Origin of the sequence: Comamonas testosteroni ATCC 11996 (genome assembly GCF_000241525.1) — a bacterium.
In the GTDB taxonomy this organism is placed as follows: domain Bacteria; phylum Pseudomonadota; class Gammaproteobacteria; order Burkholderiales; family Burkholderiaceae_C; genus Comamonas; species Comamonas testosteroni.
The window spans coordinates 1-21,979 of the sequence record NZ_AHIL01000017.1 but is presented as its reverse complement, the minus strand read 5'-3'; the positions used below and the strand labels follow the sequence as shown (position 1 = coordinate 21,979).

22 protein-coding genes are annotated in these 21,979 nt (G+C 57.5%); 1 reads left to right on the top strand and 21 read right to left on the bottom strand.

Translation table 11 applies throughout. From position 1 onward, the window contains the following. The first annotated feature begins 430 nt into the window (after window positions 1-430). Window positions 431-2,848: a DUF4238 domain-containing protein gene (locus CTATCC11996_RS07450; protein WP_003074710.1), complete on the top strand. Its 2,418-nt coding sequence runs from the start codon at window positions 431-433 to the stop codon at window positions 2,846-2,848. A gap of 905 nt (window positions 2,849-3,753) precedes the next feature. On the opposite strand, the gene CTATCC11996_RS24580 is transcribed toward CTATCC11996_RS07450, so the two are convergent. The 21 genes from CTATCC11996_RS24580 to CTATCC11996_RS07365 form a co-directional block, all read right to left on the bottom strand. Beyond that, window positions 3,754-4,347, bottom strand: coding sequence for a Rha family transcriptional regulator (locus tag CTATCC11996_RS24580; RefSeq protein ID WP_050878828.1), 594 nt, complete (start codon window positions 4,345-4,347; stop codon window positions 3,754-3,756). 39 nt (window positions 4,348-4,386) lie between these two features. Then, complete coding sequence (locus tag CTATCC11996_RS26155) at window positions 4,387-5,976, bottom strand: hypothetical protein (RefSeq protein ID WP_236597909.1); 1,590 nt, start codon at window positions 5,974-5,976, stop codon at window positions 4,387-4,389. Between the two features lie 96 nt (window positions 5,977-6,072). Further along, window positions 6,073-7,167: a toprim domain-containing protein gene (locus CTATCC11996_RS26150; protein WP_236597908.1), complete on the bottom strand. Its 1,095-nt coding sequence runs from the start codon at window positions 7,165-7,167 to the stop codon at window positions 6,073-6,075. Then, window positions 7,164-7,829, bottom strand: coding sequence for a helix-turn-helix transcriptional regulator (locus CTATCC11996_RS26145; protein WP_003074703.1), 666 nt, complete (start codon window positions 7,827-7,829; stop codon window positions 7,164-7,166). Before CTATCC11996_RS26145 ends, CTATCC11996_RS26150 begins: the two co-directional genes overlap by 4 nt. Beyond that, window positions 7,826-8,326, bottom strand: a complete 501-nt coding sequence (locus CTATCC11996_RS07425; RefSeq protein ID WP_003074702.1) for a hypothetical protein — start codon at window positions 8,324-8,326, stop codon at window positions 7,826-7,828. Before CTATCC11996_RS07425 ends, CTATCC11996_RS26145 begins: the two co-directional genes overlap by 4 nt. Before the next feature lie 3 nt (window positions 8,327-8,329). Next, window positions 8,330-8,545, bottom strand: coding sequence for a hypothetical protein (locus CTATCC11996_RS07420; protein WP_003074700.1), 216 nt, complete (start codon window positions 8,543-8,545; stop codon window positions 8,330-8,332). Between the two features lie 437 nt (window positions 8,546-8,982). Continuing rightward, a complete protein-coding gene (locus tag CTATCC11996_RS07415) occupies window positions 8,983-9,258 on the bottom strand; it encodes a helix-turn-helix transcriptional regulator (protein WP_003074698.1) in 276 nt (91 codons plus the stop codon). Between the two features lie 98 nt (window positions 9,259-9,356). Next, window positions 9,357-9,977 carry a hypothetical protein gene (locus tag CTATCC11996_RS25470; protein WP_138983845.1) on the bottom strand — a complete coding sequence of 207 codons (621 nt, stop codon included), beginning with the start codon at window positions 9,975-9,977 and terminating at the stop codon, window positions 9,357-9,359. A 138-nt stretch (window positions 9,978-10,115) separates the two neighbouring features. After that, window positions 10,116-10,496, bottom strand: coding sequence for an Ogr/Delta-like zinc finger protein (locus tag CTATCC11996_RS24860; RefSeq protein WP_080569840.1), 381 nt, complete (start codon window positions 10,494-10,496; stop codon window positions 10,116-10,118). A gap of 17 nt (window positions 10,497-10,513) precedes the next feature. Beyond that, entirely contained in the window at window positions 10,514-10,717 is a 204-nt protein-coding gene (locus CTATCC11996_RS24855) for a helix-turn-helix transcriptional regulator (protein ID WP_080569839.1), read from the bottom strand. 75 nt (window positions 10,718-10,792) lie between these two features. Further along, window positions 10,793-11,518 carry a hypothetical protein gene (locus CTATCC11996_RS07405; RefSeq protein ID WP_003074695.1) on the bottom strand — a complete coding sequence of 242 codons (726 nt, stop codon included), beginning with the start codon at window positions 11,516-11,518 and terminating at the stop codon, window positions 10,793-10,795. 51 nt (window positions 11,519-11,569) lie between these two features. Further along, window positions 11,570-11,758 carry a hypothetical protein gene (locus CTATCC11996_RS07400; RefSeq protein ID WP_003074693.1) on the bottom strand — a complete coding sequence of 63 codons (189 nt, stop codon included), beginning with the start codon at window positions 11,756-11,758 and terminating at the stop codon, window positions 11,570-11,572. Between the two features lie 316 nt (window positions 11,759-12,074). Next, entirely contained in the window at window positions 12,075-12,362 is a 288-nt protein-coding gene (locus CTATCC11996_RS25810) for a hypothetical protein (RefSeq protein ID WP_162097104.1), read from the bottom strand. After that, entirely contained in the window at window positions 12,334-12,576 is a 243-nt protein-coding gene (locus tag CTATCC11996_RS26510; protein ID WP_080569838.1) for a transcriptional repressor, read from the bottom strand. The genes CTATCC11996_RS25810 and CTATCC11996_RS26510 overlap by 29 nt, the downstream gene beginning before the upstream one ends. Before the next feature lie 14 nt (window positions 12,577-12,590). Further along, window positions 12,591-13,979 (bottom strand): efflux transporter outer membrane subunit, encoded by a 1,389-nt coding sequence (locus CTATCC11996_RS07395; protein WP_003074691.1) that lies wholly within the window; start codon window positions 13,977-13,979, stop codon window positions 12,591-12,593. 2 nt (window positions 13,980-13,981) lie between these two features. Further along, a complete protein-coding gene (locus tag CTATCC11996_RS07390) occupies window positions 13,982-15,940 on the bottom strand; it encodes an ABC transporter permease (protein ID WP_003074689.1) in 1,959 nt (652 codons plus the stop codon). Window positions 15,941-15,945: 5 nt separating this feature from the next. Next, on the bottom strand, window positions 15,946-17,127 hold the full coding sequence (locus tag CTATCC11996_RS07385; protein ID WP_003074686.1) for an efflux RND transporter periplasmic adaptor subunit: 1,182 nt from the start codon (window positions 17,125-17,127) through the stop codon (window positions 15,946-15,948). A gap of 109 nt (window positions 17,128-17,236) precedes the next feature. Next, a complete protein-coding gene (locus CTATCC11996_RS07380; RefSeq protein WP_003074684.1) occupies window positions 17,237-17,578 on the bottom strand; it encodes a DUF3325 domain-containing protein in 342 nt (113 codons plus the stop codon). Further along, a complete protein-coding gene (locus CTATCC11996_RS07375; RefSeq protein WP_003074682.1) occupies window positions 17,575-19,296 on the bottom strand; it encodes a PepSY-associated TM helix domain-containing protein in 1,722 nt (573 codons plus the stop codon). Before CTATCC11996_RS07375 ends, CTATCC11996_RS07380 begins: the two co-directional genes overlap by 4 nt. Then, window positions 19,296-19,589 (bottom strand): hypothetical protein, encoded by a 294-nt coding sequence (locus CTATCC11996_RS07370; RefSeq protein ID WP_003074680.1) that lies wholly within the window; start codon window positions 19,587-19,589, stop codon window positions 19,296-19,298. Before CTATCC11996_RS07370 ends, CTATCC11996_RS07375 begins: the two co-directional genes overlap by 1 nt. 11 nt (window positions 19,590-19,600) lie before the next feature. Then, window positions 19,601-21,787 carry a TonB-dependent siderophore receptor gene (locus CTATCC11996_RS07365; RefSeq protein ID WP_003074678.1) on the bottom strand — a complete coding sequence of 729 codons (2,187 nt, stop codon included), beginning with the start codon at window positions 21,785-21,787 and terminating at the stop codon, window positions 19,601-19,603. Window positions 21,788-21,979 lie beyond the last annotated feature (192 nt).

The following is a 21,979-nucleotide window of genomic DNA, read 5'->3' as shown; positions in this document are numbered from 1 at the left end:
TTGAAGTGTGGTCAGTTTTCATCAGCACTGACCAAAGTACGCCGCCCAAACCTGCGGCGCGCCATGACGCCCCCGCCGCGCCTGCCGGCTTCGCGGGTCGCAAATTACGAGCAGGTCGCAAGGTTCAAAACGCCATTAGGACTGGCTTCGCTGGAAAAATCTGCAATATAAAAATTACGTGAAATTACGGGGAATTTTTCAGATAAGTGCCCACGATAAATTGGGCGATATTTGGTGTAAATGCGTGCACTGAAGCCGCCAAAGTCCCCCGCCATAAGGCCTTCATGATTCGATGTGATCGGCTGCTAACAATACGCTGCTGTCGTTGATAAATTGCAGCAGTCAATAAAATAAGAAGGTACATGTACCAGTGCTCACCGCAAACTGAGGTTGATGCGAGACGCTTTGCCAAACGCTGCTGAAACAATCCATGCACCAACCGAAAAACAAAGAGAAGCAGGTCACGCGCGACAACCACTACGTTCCGCAGTGGTATCAGCGTGGATTCATGCCCAAAGGCAGGCACAAGCTGTACGTGCGAAACCTCCAACCGGGTGTCAACAGCCTGCCTAACGGGCAGACCCTTGCTGAGCCCGAAGTCGAAGAACTAGGGCCAAAGCTGGCCTTCGTTGAGCTAGACCTATACACGACACGATTTGGCCCGACCCTAAACGACGATATCGAGACGTTCGTCTTCGGCCCCATCGACAAGACCGGGGCAGACGCTATTCGTGGATGGATATCAGGAAATCAAGCTCAGATCCATCGAAGGTTTCAGGACTTTTTCGGCTATCTAGACGCTCAGAAGTTGCGAACGCCTAAGGGTCTTGACTGGATCCTGAAGCACTACAACGGGCTGCCACAGCTTGACCTGATGCTGCAGATGCAGGCATTGCGCCAAATGCATTGCACGATGTGGTCCGAATGCGTGCGGGAAATCGTTTCAGCCTCTAAGGCAACCGTCAAATTCTTGGTTAGCGACCATCCGGTCACAGTCTTCAATCCGAAGATGGCGCCCGACTCGAAAGGATGCCAGTACCCCAATGAGCCAGGAGTTCAGATGGTGGGGACGCAGACCATCTTTGCGCTAGATGCCAATCACTGCCTGATTCTGACCAACCTCGAATACGCCGAAAACCCTGCCAATGCTGATCATTTGGCTCGTCGCACCAACGCTCGATTTCGTGGTAGCTCGATGGCTCACACGGACGCCTTGATTCGCGAACGCCAGCTCACAGACGTCGAAGTGCATGCCATTAATCTTGTGCTGCGGTCACGAGCCAAGCAGTACGTCGCTGCAGGTAGGCCTGAATGGCTCTATCCCGAGCGCTACTGCAGCCTGTCATGGGCAGAAATCGCGCCGATCCTTCTGCCCCGCGATGGGCTTTTCAAGTTTGGCGGCGAAGTGTTTATTGGCTACGCCGACGGCTCGACTGCCTACAGAGACCAATTCGGCCGCACATCGAAGGCTCACGAATTGACCGCCAAACCTCAGCCAATCTTGAGCCCGCACCCGGAGGATCCATGTGGATGCGGGGGCGGGCTGAACTTCAGGGAATGCTGCGCGGACATTGAGCCGCATCTACGCCCGTCTTGGCGCGTCATGAGCATCAGGGAACGCAATCTCGCCTTGATTCGCGCCATAAAGAACATCTTGGAGTTGGACGACTCGGACGCTTCATGGCTACGCATGCGGCGCACACTCAGCGATGAACAGGTCATCCGCATACACAAGGTTCAAGCAGCGCTCTGGCCCAGAGACACGCAACTGATTGACCTTCTTCCGAGCCCTCAGCGCCGACGCTCTCGCGCGCTTTTCATGGGCTCGATCGACCCGCGATTCCTTTCGGAGTCAATCACCGGCATGTTGGCGTATGTAGACGAACTGGTCGTGGTCCATCCTTTCATGAACGCCGATACGGTGCGCAAGGAGCTCAGCCCGATTCATCAGCCGGCAAAACATCGCGAGCAGACCGTTCGCAACGCATTTACGCTTCTGGTCCTTGAACACGCCATTGAGGCAGGACGGATTCACCTCGTCCCAGATCCGTTGGATTTCGATCTTGGTTATCGTGAGGAGATCAAGGCCATCACGGATCGCAAAGAGAACATAGAGATTGGCCCTATTGACGATGCGATGGTGCGTTTCTTGGCACAGGACGAAGAGCTGCGACTCCTGAAGCGCCTGCCAACGGAGCGAATGAAGGCTTACATCAAGGAACGCATCCCCAACGGCTCCGATGAGCTTTCCGATGCTGATATTGACTCTGTCATAGCGCACTGGAAACAAGAGGCAGAGCAGGACCCTCTGGCTTTGCTGACGCCCATCTCCGACGATTTTGAGGGAGAGTTCAAGATCACGAAGGCTTTTGCACGAGAGACCGGTCTGTTCGTTGCTACCTTGACCGGCGCTTTTGTGTACACCAACTCTGACACGCAATGGAGGCGACTTCACTTATCGGACGAAGTGCACGTCTATGAACCAGATTCAAATGCAGCTGCCATCATTCGACAGATAGACGCACTACATTTCAAGCTCCCAAGCCTAACCTACCACCATGTGTCCAAGCCAGCGGGAGCCGACGCCGCCGGGCTGCTTCTTAGAACCGCGTTTAGGGCATTGCGTCAGGGTGAAGAGCTCGAAGTCAGTTCTGTGCAGGCGACTGCTGACGCAGCGCCAGGAACAGAGGATGAAGGATTGATGATCTACGACGTACGAGCGTCCGCACCAACGGGAGGATTCCGGCGCACAGATGTTTCACGACTGGTACTGACATTCGGGCGCACTGAAGACGTGGCACCGGTGCGCTTAGCCATATTCATTGAGCCCGCCGTGAAGCCTACGTAGTCGCCTTTGTCAGTAGCCCTGTTGAGCGATCTTGTGCACCGGGATAGGAAACATCCGCAGTGGTCAGGATCTCAACATTGCGTTTGAGCTTGTCCGTGGCGAGATTGGGTTGAGACGGTTTACCGAGTACCTGTGTCGATGTCCGCTTCCAGGCTGAACCAGCCGCTCGCGGCCATGCGGCGGGCGACTGCTTCTGGCAGCATTCGGCGGTTCACGCAACGCTTGGCCACACCAACATCAGCAGATACCTACTTGAAGACGGCCCTGCATAGGGCCCAGACCAAAGGGTAAGTCAGGCCTGCCATGCCAAGCGCCAAGACGAACGCGACGGCAAAAATGATGATGTTGCGGGTAGTGACCATGAGCCTGATATTACCGACGAATAGGTTTTGTCCGGCCAGCCCCGGGCAGCATCCAACGGGGTTCCGACAGCACACCTAACTCATGCTTTTTTCAGCCGTTCACGGGATGGGGTCGGGAAAAGCGTAACCTCCGTAATCAGCCCATAAAATCGCCTGCAAACCCGCATGAATGCTGGGTTCCGTGGGTTACAGCTTTCTGTAATTCAGCGTAATCAAGATTACAGCAGCTTCGCAACCCGTTGTTTTTATTGATTTTTCTATTTTCGAGAGATTACTTTGAATTCTGTAATCTGATTACGCTTAGGCTACGGAAAAATTACAGCAAGCACCTCTCTGAAAGCATTGCCTGCAAAGGCCCACAAGGTTAGCAAGCGCTCTGATTACGCAGATTACACTTTTCCCGACCCCTCCCCGGAATTTTGGTGGAGTCTGATTTTCCAAAGGATTAACCCTTGGTTTTGGCACGAATGCTTATTTATTCATCAATGCCGGCGGACATGAAAAAGCCCCGTTTCCGGGGCTGGTCATGCCGTTTGCAGGGGGTCAATACTCGGTTTCTTGAACTGGAAAAATCGCATCAGCACCCAGCAAACGGGCCGCGCTCTCCGTAGGAATACCCAGCGCATCGTTGACTTGGCGCAGTTGCCAGTAGAGATTGCGCCGGGCAGTTGAATCTGATTCCGCTTTTATTTTGATAGCAATCCGATGGCTCTGCTCCTGCAGTGTAAGCTTATCTCGCAGAGAGATGGTTTGACGAAACGCCTTGTCGCTGACTAGTGGCTCCACATACAGGGCCCTTAGCTTTGCCTCCATCGCGTTGAAGCTGGTGATGTAGGCCTCTTTCCAGCGCATAGCTTCCTTGCCGGTAAAGCCCATGGCCAGCATGGCAAAGCCATCGCGGGTGATATGGAACATTGGAAGGCTTCGGCCAGAACCATCAACAAATTCACTGAGCGCAAAATTGCGTTCAGTGAATTCGGGCGAGCATCCCAAGTTGCGGACCGCTCGAATCACATCCGCATGACGTTTCCCAAAATGCTCTGCCACTTGCAAACTGGTGGCCATCACCTGCCCGCTGTGGGCCTCCAGCATCGGAGCTGGTGCATCCAGCACCGTTAGATGAGTGTTTTGCGTCATAAAACCTCCCCATGAAACATTGATCTTCTGTGCCTTGCGTCAGGCCAACTCAAACACCCAGCAGCGCACCGCCTTGCCCTGGTCATCGTCTGCATTACGGGTCTTGATTGCGCTGTTGATGACACGGCTGGAGTCCACAAAGCGGCGCGCTTTGCTGGTGCGCAGCACCTTCTTGAGCTCGGCCAGCGGAGGCACTTGCTGGCGGTGCACGCTGGCCTGCTCTACAAACTCGTTCAGGTTCACGGCAATGAGCTGCTTGTCCCGGCTGTGATTCAGGCGCGGTACATGCAATGTGCCTCTCACCGCCTCGGTCGGAAGGCTGTCGAGGAAATCGAACATCTCCCAGAACTCTTGCACCAGAGGATGATCGGCACTGATGGACCGCTGCCGCTCCTGGGCCATGGCCACGATGCATGAGCGCACAGCATCAAACTGCCCATCGCTCATACGCATGAGCCGGCTCATGGCCATGACGGCCACCAGCAGCTGTGCATGGTTCTTGGCAATACGCGGCTTGTGAATGCCGTCCTGCTGCAGCAACCATGCAATGGTCTTGTCGGCTTCTGCCTTGAAGGTGTCGAGTACCTGAGATTCCTGGCGTAGGCAGGCCAGCAGAAAGCCGCTCAGTTGCTCCATCTCATAAGTCTCCAGCTTCTTGGCACTTTCAAAGCTGGCAGGCGTGTGGCCATGCGTGGTGAATGTCATATGGCAGATGCGCTCCATGATGGCTTGGCTGGCCTGCACAGGGTTGTTCTGGCTGATGACAATGCTGGCCCTGAACGGCGGGTCATAGGTCTCATTGCCACCAGTGCGCACGCCAGTGGTGCGCACATTGCGGCCGTTGTAGGCGTCCTTGAGCTCGTCCCAATCAAAGCTTTTCACATGGGCGCTGTTGCCGGTCTTGGTTTCGCGGTCGCTCTCGATCAGCACAATGGGCAGATTGCTGACCTGCGTGAACGTGCGCATACGCCCAGCGGCCGTGGACTTGCTGGGGTCGAAGCCCTCATAGTCCCGGCCAAACAGCTTCCACAAAAACTGGATCAAGGTCGTCTTGCCGCTGCCGGGCTCGCCCACGATTTCCAGGAACGGAAACGACATTTGCTCAGCCCGAATCTGCTCTGCAAACAGACTGGCAAACCAGTAGCTTAGAGCCACATAGCCAGGAGCACCAAAGGCTGACCAGAGGTGCTGTTGCCAGCTTCTGTCCTGGGCTTCTGCATCGCGGCTGATGTGCAGATGAATAGAGCGCTGCAGGCTTTTGATGCTGAGCTTTCCAATCTCGAAATAGTCCTCTTCGTTGGCCTCCAGCACCGCGCCATCGTGCACCGCATAGTCGCCCAACAGATAGGTTTTGTGCTGGGCGCTGTAGCCCACAAAATCCACCGTCTGCACTTCTTTGATGTTGTCCAGTTGGCGTTGCATCATGCGCTCAAGCTGGGCGCTGCTGCCGCTATACAAGGCTCCGGGTGCCAGGTGCAGCAGCTGCTTTTTGAACTCGCTGGCCGAGGTCAGATGGCCTGCTGTGAAGTTACCTTTGACGGGCAGGCTTTTATGCGGCTGGGCAATGCTGAAGTAATACCAAGCCTCCTGCGTCACCTCATTGCGCTGGTAGTACAGCGCTTTGGGCAAGCAATTGGCAATAGGCTGCAGCACCGAGGCTTGCTCAATAGCCTTCTCTCGCAGCTCGTGCTCTGACAGGTATTTGTCCCCTTCTTCCTGTCCTTTTTACAAGTCATCCTTGGCCTTGCTGTAAGCGGCCAGATCGAGCTTGAACCAATACAGACGGCTGCCATATTCCAAGTCGAACTCAGCGCGGCCCGTGTGGTTGTAGATCAACAGCGCCTTGTCGGAGGCAGACTCGGCCACCAGCAGCGCACCTTGATGCAGATACTCCTTGAGGTCTTTTTCCGTCAGGAGCTCGCGCAAATGCAGGTCATTCCAATCCTGCTTGGCGCTGCCGCTGCGCTGCGGGATTTGCGCCGCTGTGCAACGCCACCCAGCCTCCTGCGCCCTGCGCACATGGCGCAGGGTGTAATCCCGCCCGGCCTTGTCACTATCAAGCGCAAACACCAAGCGCGGCTCCTTCACCTGTTGGCCCTCGCGCTGTATCTGCGCGCGAACTGCCTCCAAGGCCTTGCCTGGGTAGTTGTTGCAGCTCATCAGGGCGACGGCTGCAATGCCGTGATGGGCCAGCGCGATGGCATCAAAAATGCCTTCCACCAGCCACAGCTCCTTAGGTGGCTCAGGGGCCTCAGGCTGGGCCGGATTCGGTGCTGCAAAGCTCAGATCAGGCATGGCCCACCAGTGACCACCGTAACTCCCTCCCTGCTTGAAATTGGCCTTCTTCTTGCCAAAGCGCGCGGGCTTATCAATCAAGCGCTCCCACCATGTCTGGGCCACAGCAAAGCGCACCGTGGCCGTGCCTGCACCGCGCCCCCGGTCAGCGCGCTGGTCAAAGTATTGCTCCTGCGAGTACAGACCACGAATCCGCGTCAAGTCGAAGCCACGGGCCTGCTGCAGATACGCATCTGCAGCCGCGTGCGGATTGCGCTCGGCTTCGGGCTTGCGTTCTTCGGCCATGCGGGCGCGCTCGCTCCAGCTCTCAAACAGATCGCTATACAGGTCTTTGGCGTGGGCCTCATACCCGCAATGGTTAAGCCGCTCGCACTTCACCACCCAAGGCGTGGCAGCGTAAGTCCACAGGCTTTTGTGATCGCAGCCAGGGCAGCGGCCCTTGCGCAAATGCTTGCCATCGGATGCAGGCTTGAACTCATAGTCCGACTGCAACCGCTGGGCGATTTCATGAAGCAAATCACTCATGCTGCACCGCCTTTCTGCTGCCATGCCAGGACATCACTCACACGCCACCAACGCAGGCGGCGGCTGGCATACAAAAAAGGCTGCGGAAAACCGGCCTGCCTGAGCAGACGGTCGGTGAAATGCTCTCGTGTGCAACCCAACATTTGCGCCACGCCATCGGCATCCACAATCGCCGGGGCTGCAGTGTGGCCACCGCTGCCAAACTCGCCCCCCTGCGGGGCCAGCCAAGCCAGCACATCCCGGTAAAGCCAAGTGCGCATGCGGTTGCTGACGTTGATGCACGGCGGGGGGAAGTCTTTGCGCTTGGCAATCACAGCAGTGGCGTGCTGGCGTGAGCAACCCAGCAAGTCGGCAATGCCTCCGACATCAAGCCGCGGTGCCCCCAGGTCTGCCACGCTCAAGGCACGCATGCCGGGCTGATACAGCCACTGCAACACGTCGATGACCCGCCAGTAACGCAGGCGCGGGCTCAGATCGATGAACGGCGCGGGGAAGTCAAGACGATGGCCCAAATGGTGGCGCACATGATGCGGGGCGCAACCCAGCAAAGCGGCAAGCCCGGAGGTATCCAGACACTGAACGCCATTCATCACGGCGGTTGCAATATCGGCTACAGCAGGCGCAGCCGGGCGCTTAAAAGAGGGCTGGTGCAGGGCATTCATGCTTTGACCCTCCAGACCATGCTCACCTCATTGACGGCGCTGCAAATCTCCTGCGTACGGCGCTCCAACTCGGCATGCACCACGCGCAACAGATTGGCCATGTCCTTTGCAGGCACGCCCAAAGTGGGGCCCACATGAAAGGCGCATTCATCCGTCATGGTGGCCACCGCGTTCAATGCAGAGCGGGCAGCATCCAGATGCCCTACCTCATCGCGGAGGTTCAGCATTTTGGTTTTGAGCTGCGCTTGAGCGGCCTCTTTCAAGGTGTCAGATACAGGCAGATCCTCACCCAGCCAGTTACTCCATTGCTTGGCCGCATCGGTGTCCAGTGCCAACTCCCAATCCGCACGCGGAATACCTGCAGCAATGCAGTCAAAGACATCGCGAGGCTTCGCGGTGCGCTGCGTGCTTTGGCGCGCGGCGCTTGCTCTTGTGGATGCACCAGACAATGCAGCAGCTTCCACTGCCCCTTTGGCAGCGCTGTGATGGGTTTTCATGGGTTAGCCCTCCAGGCTCAGATCGAGGCCACGCAGAGCGGCCAGAGCCTGCACGGCTTTGCGGCGTGCACCGGGAACATTGGCCTTGGGCTGGCTGAGATAGTGCAGCGCCATGCTGAGCGCGTTATGCGCATCGGCGTGCAGTTGGATGGGGTCAGGTGTGCCCGTGAGGGGCGATGCGGACGCAGCGCTGCGGCTGGCCAGGGTGATAACGGTCATGGTCTGCTTTCCTACTGGAGCACAGGAAGCCACTTGCCACGTTTTCAAGCGCAACAGGTGGACGGGATGTTGAAAACACGTCAGTAGTCGTGCGGCAGTCCTTACGGATATGCCCATCCCGCCCGTAACCATAAAAGGATGATGCAAACGCACCATTCCCCAGAATTTGGGCATGACAAAACCCCGCTTGTCGGTGGGGGTTGCAAACGCTACTAATAAGGTGTTTTCAAGCACCGGGCCTCTCGGCTTGCAGCAATTGTGCCATGAAGCGCTGTGATATGGGAAGGCCCGCGATGGGCTATGAGTTCTTTTCAGCAGCAGTACAACTGCACTATTGGCCTGCTGTTTCTGGCTCAGTAGAATGGGCGCTGCTACCGCGCTCTGGCTGTCCGATTGGATGGCTGGGGCGTTTTTCTTTTGTGTCATCGACCTGCCCCTTACGCCTGCTGCTGCGCCATCCAGGCACGGACATCAGCCACCCTCCACGCGGAAATTTTGGCACCCAGCTTCTGCGGCTTGGGGAAGTCTCCAGCACTAACCTTGCGCCACAAGGTAGAGGCGCTAAACGGCAGCAGCCCCACCACGCCTTGGCGGCGCGGATGGGCGACTAGATCGCGTTCGCGGATGTATGCGCAATCGGGAAGCGTTTCAAAGGCTTGGGCTGCGGTGAGGGTCTTCACGCCGTGCGTTGTGGCGCGTGCTTGTGCGGTCATATGGGCCTCATTGAGATGAACAATGGGGCAATGGTCTGATGCGGCTGTCTGCTTGACCAGCCTCTTTGCTGGTACGCGCTAAGCCGTGCTGGCAGAGCTTACGTTGTGCCGGTAGAGCGTAGTTTTTGTAATTTTTTCCAATCTGTAAGCCATTGGCGCACAGCTCTAAATTTTTGTGGAACCAGTTTTTCCGCAATGGCTAGAGCTGCAGCATCCATGCTTTTATATGACTTCATGTTCTTGTCAGCCCATTTAAAAACATCAGCTCGGCAATCTCGGTTTTCTTTGTGCCTAGCATCAGCGCCTTTTTTAGCCATTGAATAGCTGGATATTGATGATGTAGATTTGTAAATTTCAATTTGAGTCATAAATACTCTTTTTGAAAGTTCATTAACATCTTTTATAACCCAAGGCGTTGATTTTAATGCATGAACCTCAATTAATATAATTAGTATTTTAGAAATTAGGCCATCAATTAAATAAGGTTTGTGTATTTGATCATAAAAATAGATGTAAATATCATCAACATCTATGTATTCATCTAGAAATCTTTGTATTACAGGATAAATTATGGAGCATTTGATGCCAATATTTGCCAACTCTTTCTCAAAGATTTCAATGTTATCTCTAACGGCTTGATCTATGCAAACTTCATAATTTGATAGATTTTTAACATCAACATCGAATTTTTCTTCAAATAGAAATTTCTTATTTTCCATACACGCCCTGCTGTGCTATTCCCCGAATGCAAAAAACTCCAGCAGGCGGGCAGGGTCTCCCGCTTTTCGGTTCGCGGGCCTAGCTGGAGTCGAGTGCAATCTTACTTCAGGACAGGCAGAACATGCGCTTGCTCATTCCTATGAAGCTGCGGGCGCTCCATGCAGCGCCTTGATGATGGGGTCTTGCGCTGGAATCTCGAAATGGGCTTTGGGCTTGCTTTCAGATTTCTTGTACTCTGCGCTTTTGCACAGAACCATAGAGTAGGCTCCGCCATCTTGTTTATTCAGGGAAACTTGATTCCGGATCATTTTCTGCTTCAGTGCACTCATTGGCAGAAAGATACCCTCACGGGGTTTTGACGATGGCGAGATGGTTCTAACTGCAGCCAATTGCGCCAGGAACGTATGACCACATTCAATATCAGTGCAGACAAACACAACATCTCTCACCAGATCAGATACAAATCTGCTGGTGCGCGAATGGGATTTGGCTCCACAGTGAGGACAGTTAAACATCATTCTTCTACCTCCGGGATTTACAGATTATTGAGAGAGTTGATCCATGAATTTATATCGCTTTGACGCCATGCAACTAAGCGTTTGGCAATAACTAATGGAGCGGGAAATTCTTTGCTTCGGATTTTTTTGTATATAGTGCTTCGTGCCATTCCGGTTTTTTGAATAACAGCACCGATTCTCAAAAGCTTTTCATCGCACGGCTGATTGGGTTGTGCTTTCATGGCTCTATGCATGCGGACTGAAGGCTTGGAGCACTGCCCGCCGCACCGCTCATTGCGGCGAAGCAGTGCTAGGGGTCAGCGCGATGAATGCTTGGGATTCAGCACACGATTGCGGTGAAGTGCTGCAGGCGACATGCGCGGGATTGTGGGCAGGCCTTCACCGCCGCCAACGGCCATGCCTGCGGCTTCAAATTCAGCCGCTGGATCGCATTGGCCAGGCATGCTGTCGATGGCTTCAAAGATGCGGGTCATAGCCCTTGCCTTGATCTCTTTCAGGTCATCCGCCAAGGGCAGCAATCCCTTGAAGTCTCTGGCGTCGGACTTGGCCATAAATTTCTGCAGCGCAATGGCTTTGAGCAGGCTTTCCGGCACTTCGGACAGTGCCTGGGCCAGCATCATTTCGGCGTACTTGCGGCGTGCCGCCTCCAGGGTGGACTGGTAGCTTTGCGCCAGGGCAGCCACTTCAGGCTTGAATGGAAAGTCTTGAATCGCCTGGGCAATGTGATCCAGAGCTGCGGCGACTTCGCTGGCCATGTCCTTGTTGGCCACCTTCTTGTTCATGGCGTCGTTCACCAGTTTGGTGGCGTTGAATCCGCTCTTGGCAAACAGCTCTTTGAATTCGCTTTCAGCTGCGTCGGCAGCCGCTTCAAACTGTTGTTGTTTCTCCTGCAGCGAGGTCTGCTGTTGCATCAGCCCTTGCAGGTCTTCTTGAGCCTGACGATAGGACGATTGGGTCGATTGAAACTGAGCCAGGGCGGATTGGAATGCAGCTTTTGCGGCTTCGTATGGGGTGACTTGCATAGTGATGGACGTGGCGGAAGTTGATGGGCTTCTTGGTGCTGTAGAGCGGGCTTAGTAGTCCGTCAGCATGGGCTTTTGAGTCGCATCAGCTTCGCTGTCCGTGCCGCTGGCGAAATGCTGGCCAGGGGACGAATACGAGGCGGCCTGCAAAGCTTTCTCAGCTTGCGCATATACCTGCTGAGCGCGGTGCAGCAGGTCTTTGGCTTCGTTGAATTTCTGGAGGGCTTGGGCTTCGGTCATGGAGGCATCCGGGTTTGTGTTGGGATGTCTCTATGGTGCTCAGTGAGGCTACTGAGATGAAGCAAAACGCTTTGTGCTGGTGCTCAAGACAAAAGGATTCTGCGCAGCCCGCATGAGCATTCCAGCCAAGTGGCTTGGATCGGTAGATTCAAGGTCGGGATATGCGCAATCAGTTGCTGCGCTTCTTGTGCATGCTCACTGCTTGACTGGCAGCTTGACGCGTTCGCTCAAGGGCGCACTACCCACAGCAGCGCCATCCAAATTTGGACGGCAAAGGGAGTCATAACAAAATTTGTTGGTACTTTTGTTGGTATGTTCAATCCAACAAACTACAGAACCAAGTATTCATGCGTATTTCAAGACTTAATTCGTGTGCCACAGCCCCGCCAAAATTCAGGCAGATCCCAGAACATTTGCCCATTGAAAAGCCAGTCGCAACATCTGCAACTGGCTTTTTTTGCTCGCGCCCCTCTTCGGAACTCAGGTCTCGAGTTTGCCTGCCAGAAGCATAGGCCGAGTTGCAAGAGCCGTATGGCGGCACATGCCCCCGGATCGAGATGATCTTGCCGTCTCGCTCAGACCAGCAGCAGATATCCAGACTCACGCCCTTGTCTGCCGTTGTGATGCACAACACCCAACCTGCTTAGCTGTGCCACTACCTGCATGACGGTTCCCACACTGACAGGAGTCCCCCGAAGGTATAGCTGGCGATATATCTCATCCCTGCTGAGAGCGTGGGGAGCAGAACTCCGCAGGACTTGAAGCACGCCAATTCTGGCGACGGTCGGACGCAGTCCTGCTGCCCTCAACCGTTGCATTACGCTCAACCCCCTCAACTCTCGGGCCCTTCCGGCAATCGCCTCCAGCCTCCTCCCAAGGCCCTGTAAAGCGCGATGCTTGCCTGAAGGCGCTCCTGTCGTATTTGAACTGCCAGGTCTCGGCTCTGATAGGCCACACGCTGCACATCCAGCAAGGTCTGCAAGTTGTCCGCCCCGGCCCTATATCGGCTTTCCGCCAGTGATAGAGCCCTCTGGGCCTGAGCCACTTCCTGCGCCTGAACCACCGCCTGTCTTTCCGCGCCGTCAACCGCATTCAATGCAGTTTGAACATCATTGAAGGCTTGCAGAATGGCCTTGCGGTAGCCGATCACAAGCTCCTGCTTTTGCGCTGCAGCCAGGTCCCGGTTCGAAGCAAGTCGCCCTGCATCAAAGATCGGAGCCAGAACTCCCGCAGCCAGAGAAGACAGAGGATTCTCCAGCAGCCTGCCGAGCCTTTCGCTCTCGGAGCTCAGGCCCGCAGTCAGCGTCACGCGCGGCAGCATGGCTGCTCTGGCAGCGGCAAGATTCGCATCCGCCGCGAGCAGTTGAGCCTCCGCTTTCGCCACATCCGGCCTGCGTGTTATCAGATCCGCGGGCGTACCCTGGTGAACGCCTGGAATCGCCAGATTCGAAAGACTGGTCTCGCTCACAAGATCCATAGTCCATTGCCCCGACAGCAGTGCCAGCACAGCGTGTGCATCTGCAATCTGTTTTCGGAGCAAAGCCACAACACGCTGCTGTGCTGCAACCTGGCCACGCTGCTGAGCCAGTTCCACGGAGGTCGCTGCCCCATAACGGGCTCGGGACTCGACCAGCTTCAGGAGCCGCTCGGAAATCTCCAGGTTGAGCTGGGCAATCGCGGCGCGCTCTCGCAAGCCCACACACTGGAGCCAGGCCTGGGCGACTGAGGCAGTGACCGTCAGTCTCACGGTCTCGCGGTCAAACACGCTGGCCTGCCTGTTGGACTCTGCGGCGTCTCTCAAAGCACGCTGACGCCCCCAGAAGTCCAGCTCGTAGCTACTCGACAGACCCACTCGCCAAGTGCTGGCGTCTCTTTCCGTATGACTGTCCATCGCTGCAGATCTTGTGGCCCCGAAATCTGCGTTCAAATCCGGTACCAGGGCCGCACGTGCATAAGTTGCCCGGGCATCCGCCTGCTGCACTCTCGCGACGGCAGCCGCCACATCCAGACTTTGAGTCCGGGCTTGCTCAACCAGTGCGCTGAGCTCCGGGCTGCCAAAACTGTGCCACCAACTGGCGCTGACTTGTTCGTTTTCCGCCCCCTGCTCCTGCGCCCAGGCATGAGGAATATCGAGAGACATTCCCCGGGTCTCGTTACTGGATTGCGTTGTCGCGCATCCAGCCAGAGCAAGAGCCGCCAGCACTGCGTTCCATTTGTACATGCCTACTCTCCCGCCAATGCTCGCACGGGCTCCAGACGCGCCGCCGTCCTGGCAGGCATGAAGCCAAAAACCAGGCCGGTGAGCACCGCACAGGCAAATGCACCCAACATGGCTTTCACCGAAAAAATCACAGGTACGCCCGAGACAAGAAGCGTCATCCCGATGCCCAGTCCCGCAAGCAGACCGACGCCCCCACCCACAATGGTCACCATGCTGGCTTCCGTCAGGAACTGGCGCAGGATGTCACGCTGGCGAGCCCCCACTGCCATGCGAATGCCGATCTCCCTGGTCCGCTCGCGCACCGTCATCAGCATCACGTTCATGACTCCGATACCACCGACCACCAGTGAAACTGCCGCAATCAGCCCCAACATCACGGCCATGCTCTGGCGAGTTGCTGCTTCGGCCTGAATACGAGCTGCTGCATTGCCGATGCCGAAGTCTTCCCGCCCCCCGTGCCTCGCCAGCAGAAGGCTGCGGATCGATTCTTCGGCTTCATGGACCAGCTCCGAGGAGCTGGCCTCCACGACCACGTAATCGGGCTGTGTCTGCGCTTGATAGACTCTCGCGCGCCCCGACTGATAGGGAATGAAGACCATGTCGTCATAGTCCTGGGCGCCGGAGTCAGCCCCACGCTCGCTCATGACGCCGATGACTTCGAACGCCGAGTTCCCGATGATCAGCTGCAGCCCCAATGGATTGGCCACCTCCGGGAAAAAATGCTGGTGCGCCTTGTGCCCTATCACCACCAGTGGAGCCAGATCTCGGTCCTCCACATCCGTGAAGTAGCGCCCCTGGGCCACCCTCCAGTGGTGGACCAGCGGCATCTCCTCGCTGGCTGCAAACACATAGATCTGCTTGTCGGCCTTGCCATAGCGCACCGTGACAGGGTCTCCGATGACGGGCATGACTCTGCGTATCGCCGGCAACTCCCGCATGGCGGCCAGATCGTCTTCGGTGATCTGGCCCGCTGGTCCACCGCTGGCCGGTGGTTTGCTGCCCATATAGAGAATGGCTGTTCCCATGGTGCCCATCTGCTCGACCACTTTGCGCCGTGCGCCTTCACCGATGGCCAGCATGACGATCACCGAGGCCACACCGATCACGATGCCCAGCAAGGTCAGACTGGTGCGTACCCGGTTCATGCGCATGCCGCGCCAGGCACTGCGTGCAGCCTCGGAAATCTCAGCCACCCAGGATATTGCCGACGTTGCGGTGTTGCGCTGCGGGGTCAGCGGAGGCACCTCTGCTCGGCTCTGAATACCATCGGGAGCGCTGTCATTGACGACGCGTCCATCGCTGATTTCGATGACACGCCTTGCCTGAGCCGCAACGTCGCGATCATGCGTGATCACAATGATGGTGTGTCCCGCATCGGCCAGCTCGCGCAGCAAAGCCATCACCTCGGCGCCACTATGCGAGTCAAGAGCCCCAGTCGGCTCATCGGCCAGGATGATGTGGCCGCCGTTCATCAACGCCCGCGCAATGGACACGCGCTGCTGCTGACCGCCCGAGAGCTGATTGGGACGATTGCCCAGGCGCGACCCCAGCCCCAGACGCTCGAGCAGGAGCTGGGCTCTTTGCACCCGCTGCTCCTTGGCCAGGCCTGCATAAATCGCAGGCATCTGCACATTCTCCGAGGCACTTTCACTGGGAATCAGGTGATAGCCCTGAAACACGAAACCGAAGGCTTCGCGACGCAGCCAGGCCAGGGCATCCGAGTCCAGCGTGGATACATCCTTACCTTGAAACCGATAGCAACCTTCGCTCGGTTTATCAAGGCAACCCAGGATATTCATCAAGGTGGACTTACCCGAACCGGAGCTGCCGACGACGGCCACGTACTCACCCGCGCGAATATCCAGATCAATGCCGTGCAACACGGTCACCGACGGCTGCTCGCCCACTCCGCCATAGTGCTTGCGAATGCCACGCAGCGAAATCAGCGGAACCTGCTCCATCGCACTCACCATTGCAGCCACCGCAGACCGCCAGGAATCAGGGTCTCGCCGACGATGACCCGCTCGCCTTCGGCCACACCGTCGAGCACCTGCACCTGATGGCGACTTCGTACTCCGAGCTTCACGTTTCGCTGCTCAGGCTGCCGTTTGGCTGTCAGCACCCGAACGCTCTGCGATTGCTGATCTTTCTCTGACTGAAGAGCTGTCAATGGAACCGTCAAGGCCTGCTGCGCACTGCCGGTCACAAAGACCACCTGCGCCGTCATTTGTGGCAGCAGTTCCGCGTCCTGGTTATCCACGTCGAACAATGCCGTATAGGTCACGGCCTTGGTGGCCGCCGCAGGCGCCGCCGCATTGCCCGCTGCGGGGGCGACGCTGGCCGGCGGCGCAGGCAGCACCTGCCTCACCCGGCTGCTCCACCGACGCGCCTGTTCCTGACCTGCACTGCCCAGCGTCGTGAAATACACGGACATTTCCGCTCTCACGCGCCGCACATCGGCCTCCGATACATCCGTCCAGACCGTCATGGCAGTCAGATCTGCGATACGCAAAATATTGGGCGTCTGATAGGTCGCATTCAGGGTCTGCCCTTCACGCGCATCGACGGACACCACCGTACCGGACATCGGTGCGTAGATGCGGGTATAGCCCAGACGCGCCTCATCGGCCTTGAGGCTGGCCTGCGTTTGCTGCATCTGTGCCTTGAGATGGTCGATGCGTGCGGCAGCTCCGGCCACCTGGGCCTCGGCAATCTGCACATCTTCCTGCCTGGTCGCCTCTTCGGACTCCAGCTGCTGTTGTCGCTTCAATTGCTGGCCGGCCAGTTTCAGCTGTGCCTGCTGCTCTGCAATCTGAGCGCGCAAGCTCGCCAGCGATGCTCTGCCCGCATCCACGGTGGCGCGCTGCACGCTGGGGTCGATCTCCACCAGCAATGCCCCTTTCTCGACCCTGGTTCCTGGACTGACCAGCAAACGGGTGATCTGACCCGAGACCTGCGCCCCTACATCCACATAGGTTCTGGGCTGCAAGGTGCCGATGGCAGTGACGGTGGACTCCACATCGCCGCGCTGAACCGCAACACTCTGGTACTCGACCCTGGGCCGACTCCCCCACCACAGGGCAATACCTCCAGCACAGACCAGCAGCAGCCCGAGGCTACCCCAGCGTTTGATTTGTCCCACCGTCATGAACGTTGCACTTTCCAGAAAACAATTCGCAGTCGCTGCTGAAACTCATGGCCACGGCATGAATTGGAGCGATTGAAGATCAGAAGCCTTGCGGGCTTCAAGGGATCCGTCACCAGAGGCGGCTGACGCCCCCTAGCAGCGCCGTCATGGCGGCCGCCACCGCCAGGTGTCGAGCCGACCAGGAAAGCCCCGCGACCGTCGCGAGAGCCCCCAGACTCCAGAAGCCCAGCACGAGCACGCTGCCAACCGTTGCACTCCACCCACGTATGGCAGGCAGGCAGACGGCCAGCAAAAGCAATGCTCCCAGCACACGCAGCGCCATGCGATGCGCTGTCGGCACCTCGTCCAGAGATGTCAATTGCGCGTAATGGCGGTCCATGGCAAAAGCCAGAGCCGTCATGCCTCCCATCGAAAGAGCAAAGGCCTGCAACGATGACTGCCACAAGGTCATGACAGGCTCCCTTGCTTAGCGGCACTTGCGTCCGCAGCCGCAGGCAGGTCTTTCGACAATTCACGAGCCATTTGCTTTCGCACGGGCTTCAGGCCCGATGCCTTGCGCATCCAGGCCCAGGCGCCGGCCGCCGCCACTCCGACAGCAAGGGCGAAAAGCTCAACCCCCGCGCTCTCCCAGTCACCATCGAGAAGGTATGCAGCAAGTTGCTCTCCAGTCGTCACAAGATTCAGCAAGGGCAACAGAAGACAAAGCACAGCCAGCGCTGCCATCTGATCGCGCCAAGCCAGTGGCGGCGACCTCAGCAGCGCATGTATGAGAGCCAGAATCCACAGCGCAAAGAAGACCACCAGCTCCCATCTGGAGCGTTGCGAGATTTCGACAGGCAGCAAACGATTGGCCCACAAAAATCCCACGCAGGCGATGCCCAGTCCCACGATGGCCGCCACATTCGCGGCTTCAATCATCCGGTAGACCGTGGATGTGCTGGAGCCAAACTCCCCCTGATGTCTGCCCCGCCGTTTGACCATGAAGAGAATCGCCCCAGTGGCCATCATGGCGCTTCCGGCCAGCCCGCAAATGAAGTAAAGCCACTTCAGCGGCAGCCCGCCATAAGTCGCCATATGCAACCCGCCGATCACCGATTGCGTGAGTGATGCCACACCGCCATCCACACCTCCAGGCAAGCGCAACTGCTGCAACTCTCCAGTGGCGGCCGAGAACATGGCCATACCGCTGCTGGGGCTGAGACGCTTGCTCAGATCGTCGGCTTCATTCCATCCATAAATGCCAATGCGTGCAACTGCATCGCCCGGGTAATCAATCACCACCGCTCGCACCGGTTGCCCGATCAAGGCCTGACCGCGCAGCACGAAGGACTCCAGATCCGGCACGGGCATGGACTGACCCGAACGCTGTGGCTTGCCAGGTTCATTCAGCGCCACCTGAAAAGACTTGACGGCTTCGGCACTGCTGCCGAAGTAGGCCGCAATGCCAGCAGGCATGAAGGTCGCGCAGGATATGGCGATGCCTGTATAGGCGATCATGAGCTGGAAAGGAAGCGTCAGCACCGCCACGGCGTTGTGCATGTCCAGCCAGCTTCTCTGCCCTTTGCGAGCGCGGAAGGTGAAGAAGTCCTTGAAGATTCGTCTATGGGTAATCACTCCGCTGGCCAGTGCCACCAACATGGCAAGCGCGGCGATGCCCACAACCCAGAGTCCGAGCTGTCCTGCATGCAGCTGGTAGTGGAAATCCACGAAATGATGGCCACCCAGTGTCTGGCGCACCTTGGGAACGTCAGCGGCATCCATGGCACTGCCGGACTTCGGATCCAGCTGGGCCGCCGCATACTGTCCCTCGTGATCGAACCAGTAGACGCGTAAATCCCCGCCCCCTTTGGAGTCTGCGGGCCACAGCTCCCACATGTCTGCACCAGGGTGCTGCCGTTGCATATATGCCATACCCCATTGCAGACGCTGGCTCAGGGAAGACTGCGCTTGCGGCACAGTGCCCTCCTGCCTGGCCTCGGCCTGTTCATGGGCGTGATGCTCGGGGGTCATCCAATGGGTGATGGGCTCCTCGAAGACGGCCAGGGTCCCCGTCAGAAAAACGGCATACAGCAGCCAGGAGAACCACAGGCCGCACCAGGTATGCAACCATGCCTGAGCCTGACGGAAGCTGCCTTTACCTGCGCCCGATTCCTTCTTTGCCGGCTGCATCAGCGTCCCTTCAGGAAGATCAACGCCGCGGTGCCAAGGAGCATGCCGATCATCACGATGCCCAGCACGCCCCATATCCGCCGTGGCGATGCCGGAGAAAAAGCCCAAATCACGGCAGCCACGTACCAGAGCCAGCTGGACTGCATGCCCCCCAGAATGGTCTCCACACGAGATTGACTCATCGCACCACATAAAACCACCCAGGCACTGGAGACGGCATAACCGCCCAGCACTGCAGCAGCCAGACGCGATCCCAGTCCCCAGTCAGAGCGCAGCCCATCAGATTGCGACATTGCTACGCCCGTCAGAAACGGCCCTTGAGCGACACGGTAACCGTACGCTTTTCGCCGTAAAAGTTGCCGTAACCCGCATAGCCGACCGTGCTGTAGTAAGTCTTGTCAAACAAGTTCCCCACATTCATCGCAAGGCTCCAATCCTTGTTGAATGCATAGGCCACACGAGCCGACCAGACTGCGTAACCCGGGGAAGTGAAGTTGTAGGGTGTCCAGGCTCCGTCATAACGGCCCGTTGCCGGGTTGTAAGCGCTGATGCCCGAAGCCCGGTAGTTCGAGCTCTGCGCCACCACACCGCCGCCCACGCTCCAGCCGCGCAAATCGCCGCTCAAGCGATAGTCCGCCCAGGCCTTGAACAGATGGCGCGGCGTGACCGTGCTGAACTGGGCGCTGTCCTTGCGTCTGTCTTCGTTGCTGTTGTAGGTATAGCCCACCGCCAGCTGGAGATTGGGAGTGATTCTCCCCGTCATCTCCAGATCGATGCCCTGGCTCAGCTTGAAGCCGTCGCGGAAGTAGCAGCAACCGCCGCGCCAATCGGTCTGGGGATAAGCGGGGTCGTAAACGGCCTCGCCTTTTTTATCGGTACGAAACAATGCCGCACTCGCAATCAGATTGGGGGTCAGCTCGCTTTTGACACCCAGCTCGTAGGTACGACCACGCACCGGATCCAGCGGCGTCCCCGGCAGTGGTGCCGAGAACTTTCCGGCCTGGGACTGATAGATCTCGGCGGTGCTGAAATACAGATTGGTCGACTTGGTCAGCTCATGCATCAGCCCCATATAGGGCACAAAGACATTCGATTCCCGACTCTGTGCCGTGAGAGCACCGTTCATGTCGTGCTGGGTATTGCGATCCTGCAGCACATAGCGTCCGCCCAAAACCACGGACCAGCGCTCAACGGGACGCAGGCGAATAGAGCCATAGAGGCCGCTCTTTTGCGTTTTTGTCTGCGAGCCGCTGGTCCAGTCACCCAGCGGATAACCGGGGTCTTCCGGTGGAATCCGGTTGAAGACGTCGGCCGGCCCCACTCTCGGCCACAGGCTTCGATTGGTATTGCTGTTGCGGTGCTGATCGAAACCCAGGATCACATCATGGCGCTGACCCAAGGCGTCAAAGCTGCCCTGCAAATTGATATCGAAGCTGGTTTCACGCTCGCGTGACTTGGCTTGATGGATCCACCAGTCCGCCCCCTGCAGCGTGACGGGATCCGGCGAACTTTCGATCTCCGCGCCGTTCACGCCTTCATTGAAGCGGGTATGTCTGAGCTGGGTCTTGAGCAGCCAGTCGTTGCCTAGCTGCTGCTCGAGCTTGGCAAAGACCGTGGTGTTTTCGCGATTGATCCAGTTCCAGGGCGCGCCAAAGTTGGTATTGCGCGCAAAGCCGATATCGCTGCCGTCCGCATAGCGCGGCAGGCTGGCATTGAAGCCCGTATTTCGGTCTTTCTGATAGCTGGCACCCAGCGTGGCGACTGTGCTGGATGTCAGATCCAGCTCCAGCGCTCCATACAGCATCTGCCGCTTGAGCTTGGATGGTGCTGCCATTTCCTTGCGGTCATGGTTCACAGCCACGAAACGGCCACGCAGAGTGCCGCTTTCGTTCAACGCGCCCGTAGTGTCGAGCTCGGCGCGATAGTTGCTCATGGTTCCGCCGGAAAGCAGAACCTGGGTCTGACGTTTGGCCTGTGGCCTCTTGTAGGTGAAGTTCAGAACCCCACCTGCCTCACCTGCACCGAACAGGCCATCGGCCCCGCGCAGCACACTGACGCTGTCGAACTGCGCCATGTCCAGACTGCGGCTTCCCGAGCGAGAGGAGCTGGCAGCACCGCCATCGAACCGGAAGTTGGTGATGTTCATGCCGCGGGACATGTAGGTCGTATCCAGCCAGGTCTCTTCGCGCGTGATCCCGGTGGTGTACTTCATCACATCATCGAGCGTGCGCATGGCCTGATCGTCCATGCGCTGGCGCGTCACCACCGTCACCGACTGCGGAACATCGCGCAAAGACTGCGCCGCCTTGCCGACCTCCACTCCAGCGGCCACATAGGAGTCGCTTGACTCCCCATACACATTGGGAATGGCCTTTTCCTGCACCGTCACTTCGGCAAGTGTCGAGGCTGCGTCCTCTTGTGCATGGCTGCCACCGGGCAGCAGGCAGAGCACACTGACGGCCACAGCCGTGGTGTGAAGACGAAATGGCAAAGCCCCGGCTAAGGGGCAAAACGAGCGTTCCAGCATGAGCGTACAAAAACAAACCTGGGGGTTCTCTTCAGACAAGGGAATGCCGAAGTACCAATGACGCTGTGGCTGGAACGGAAAGACCGTATACGGGCTGGCAGCAAAGAAACAGAACAAGAATCAATCTCAATTTCATTTCCGCGCGAATTGTAAAGC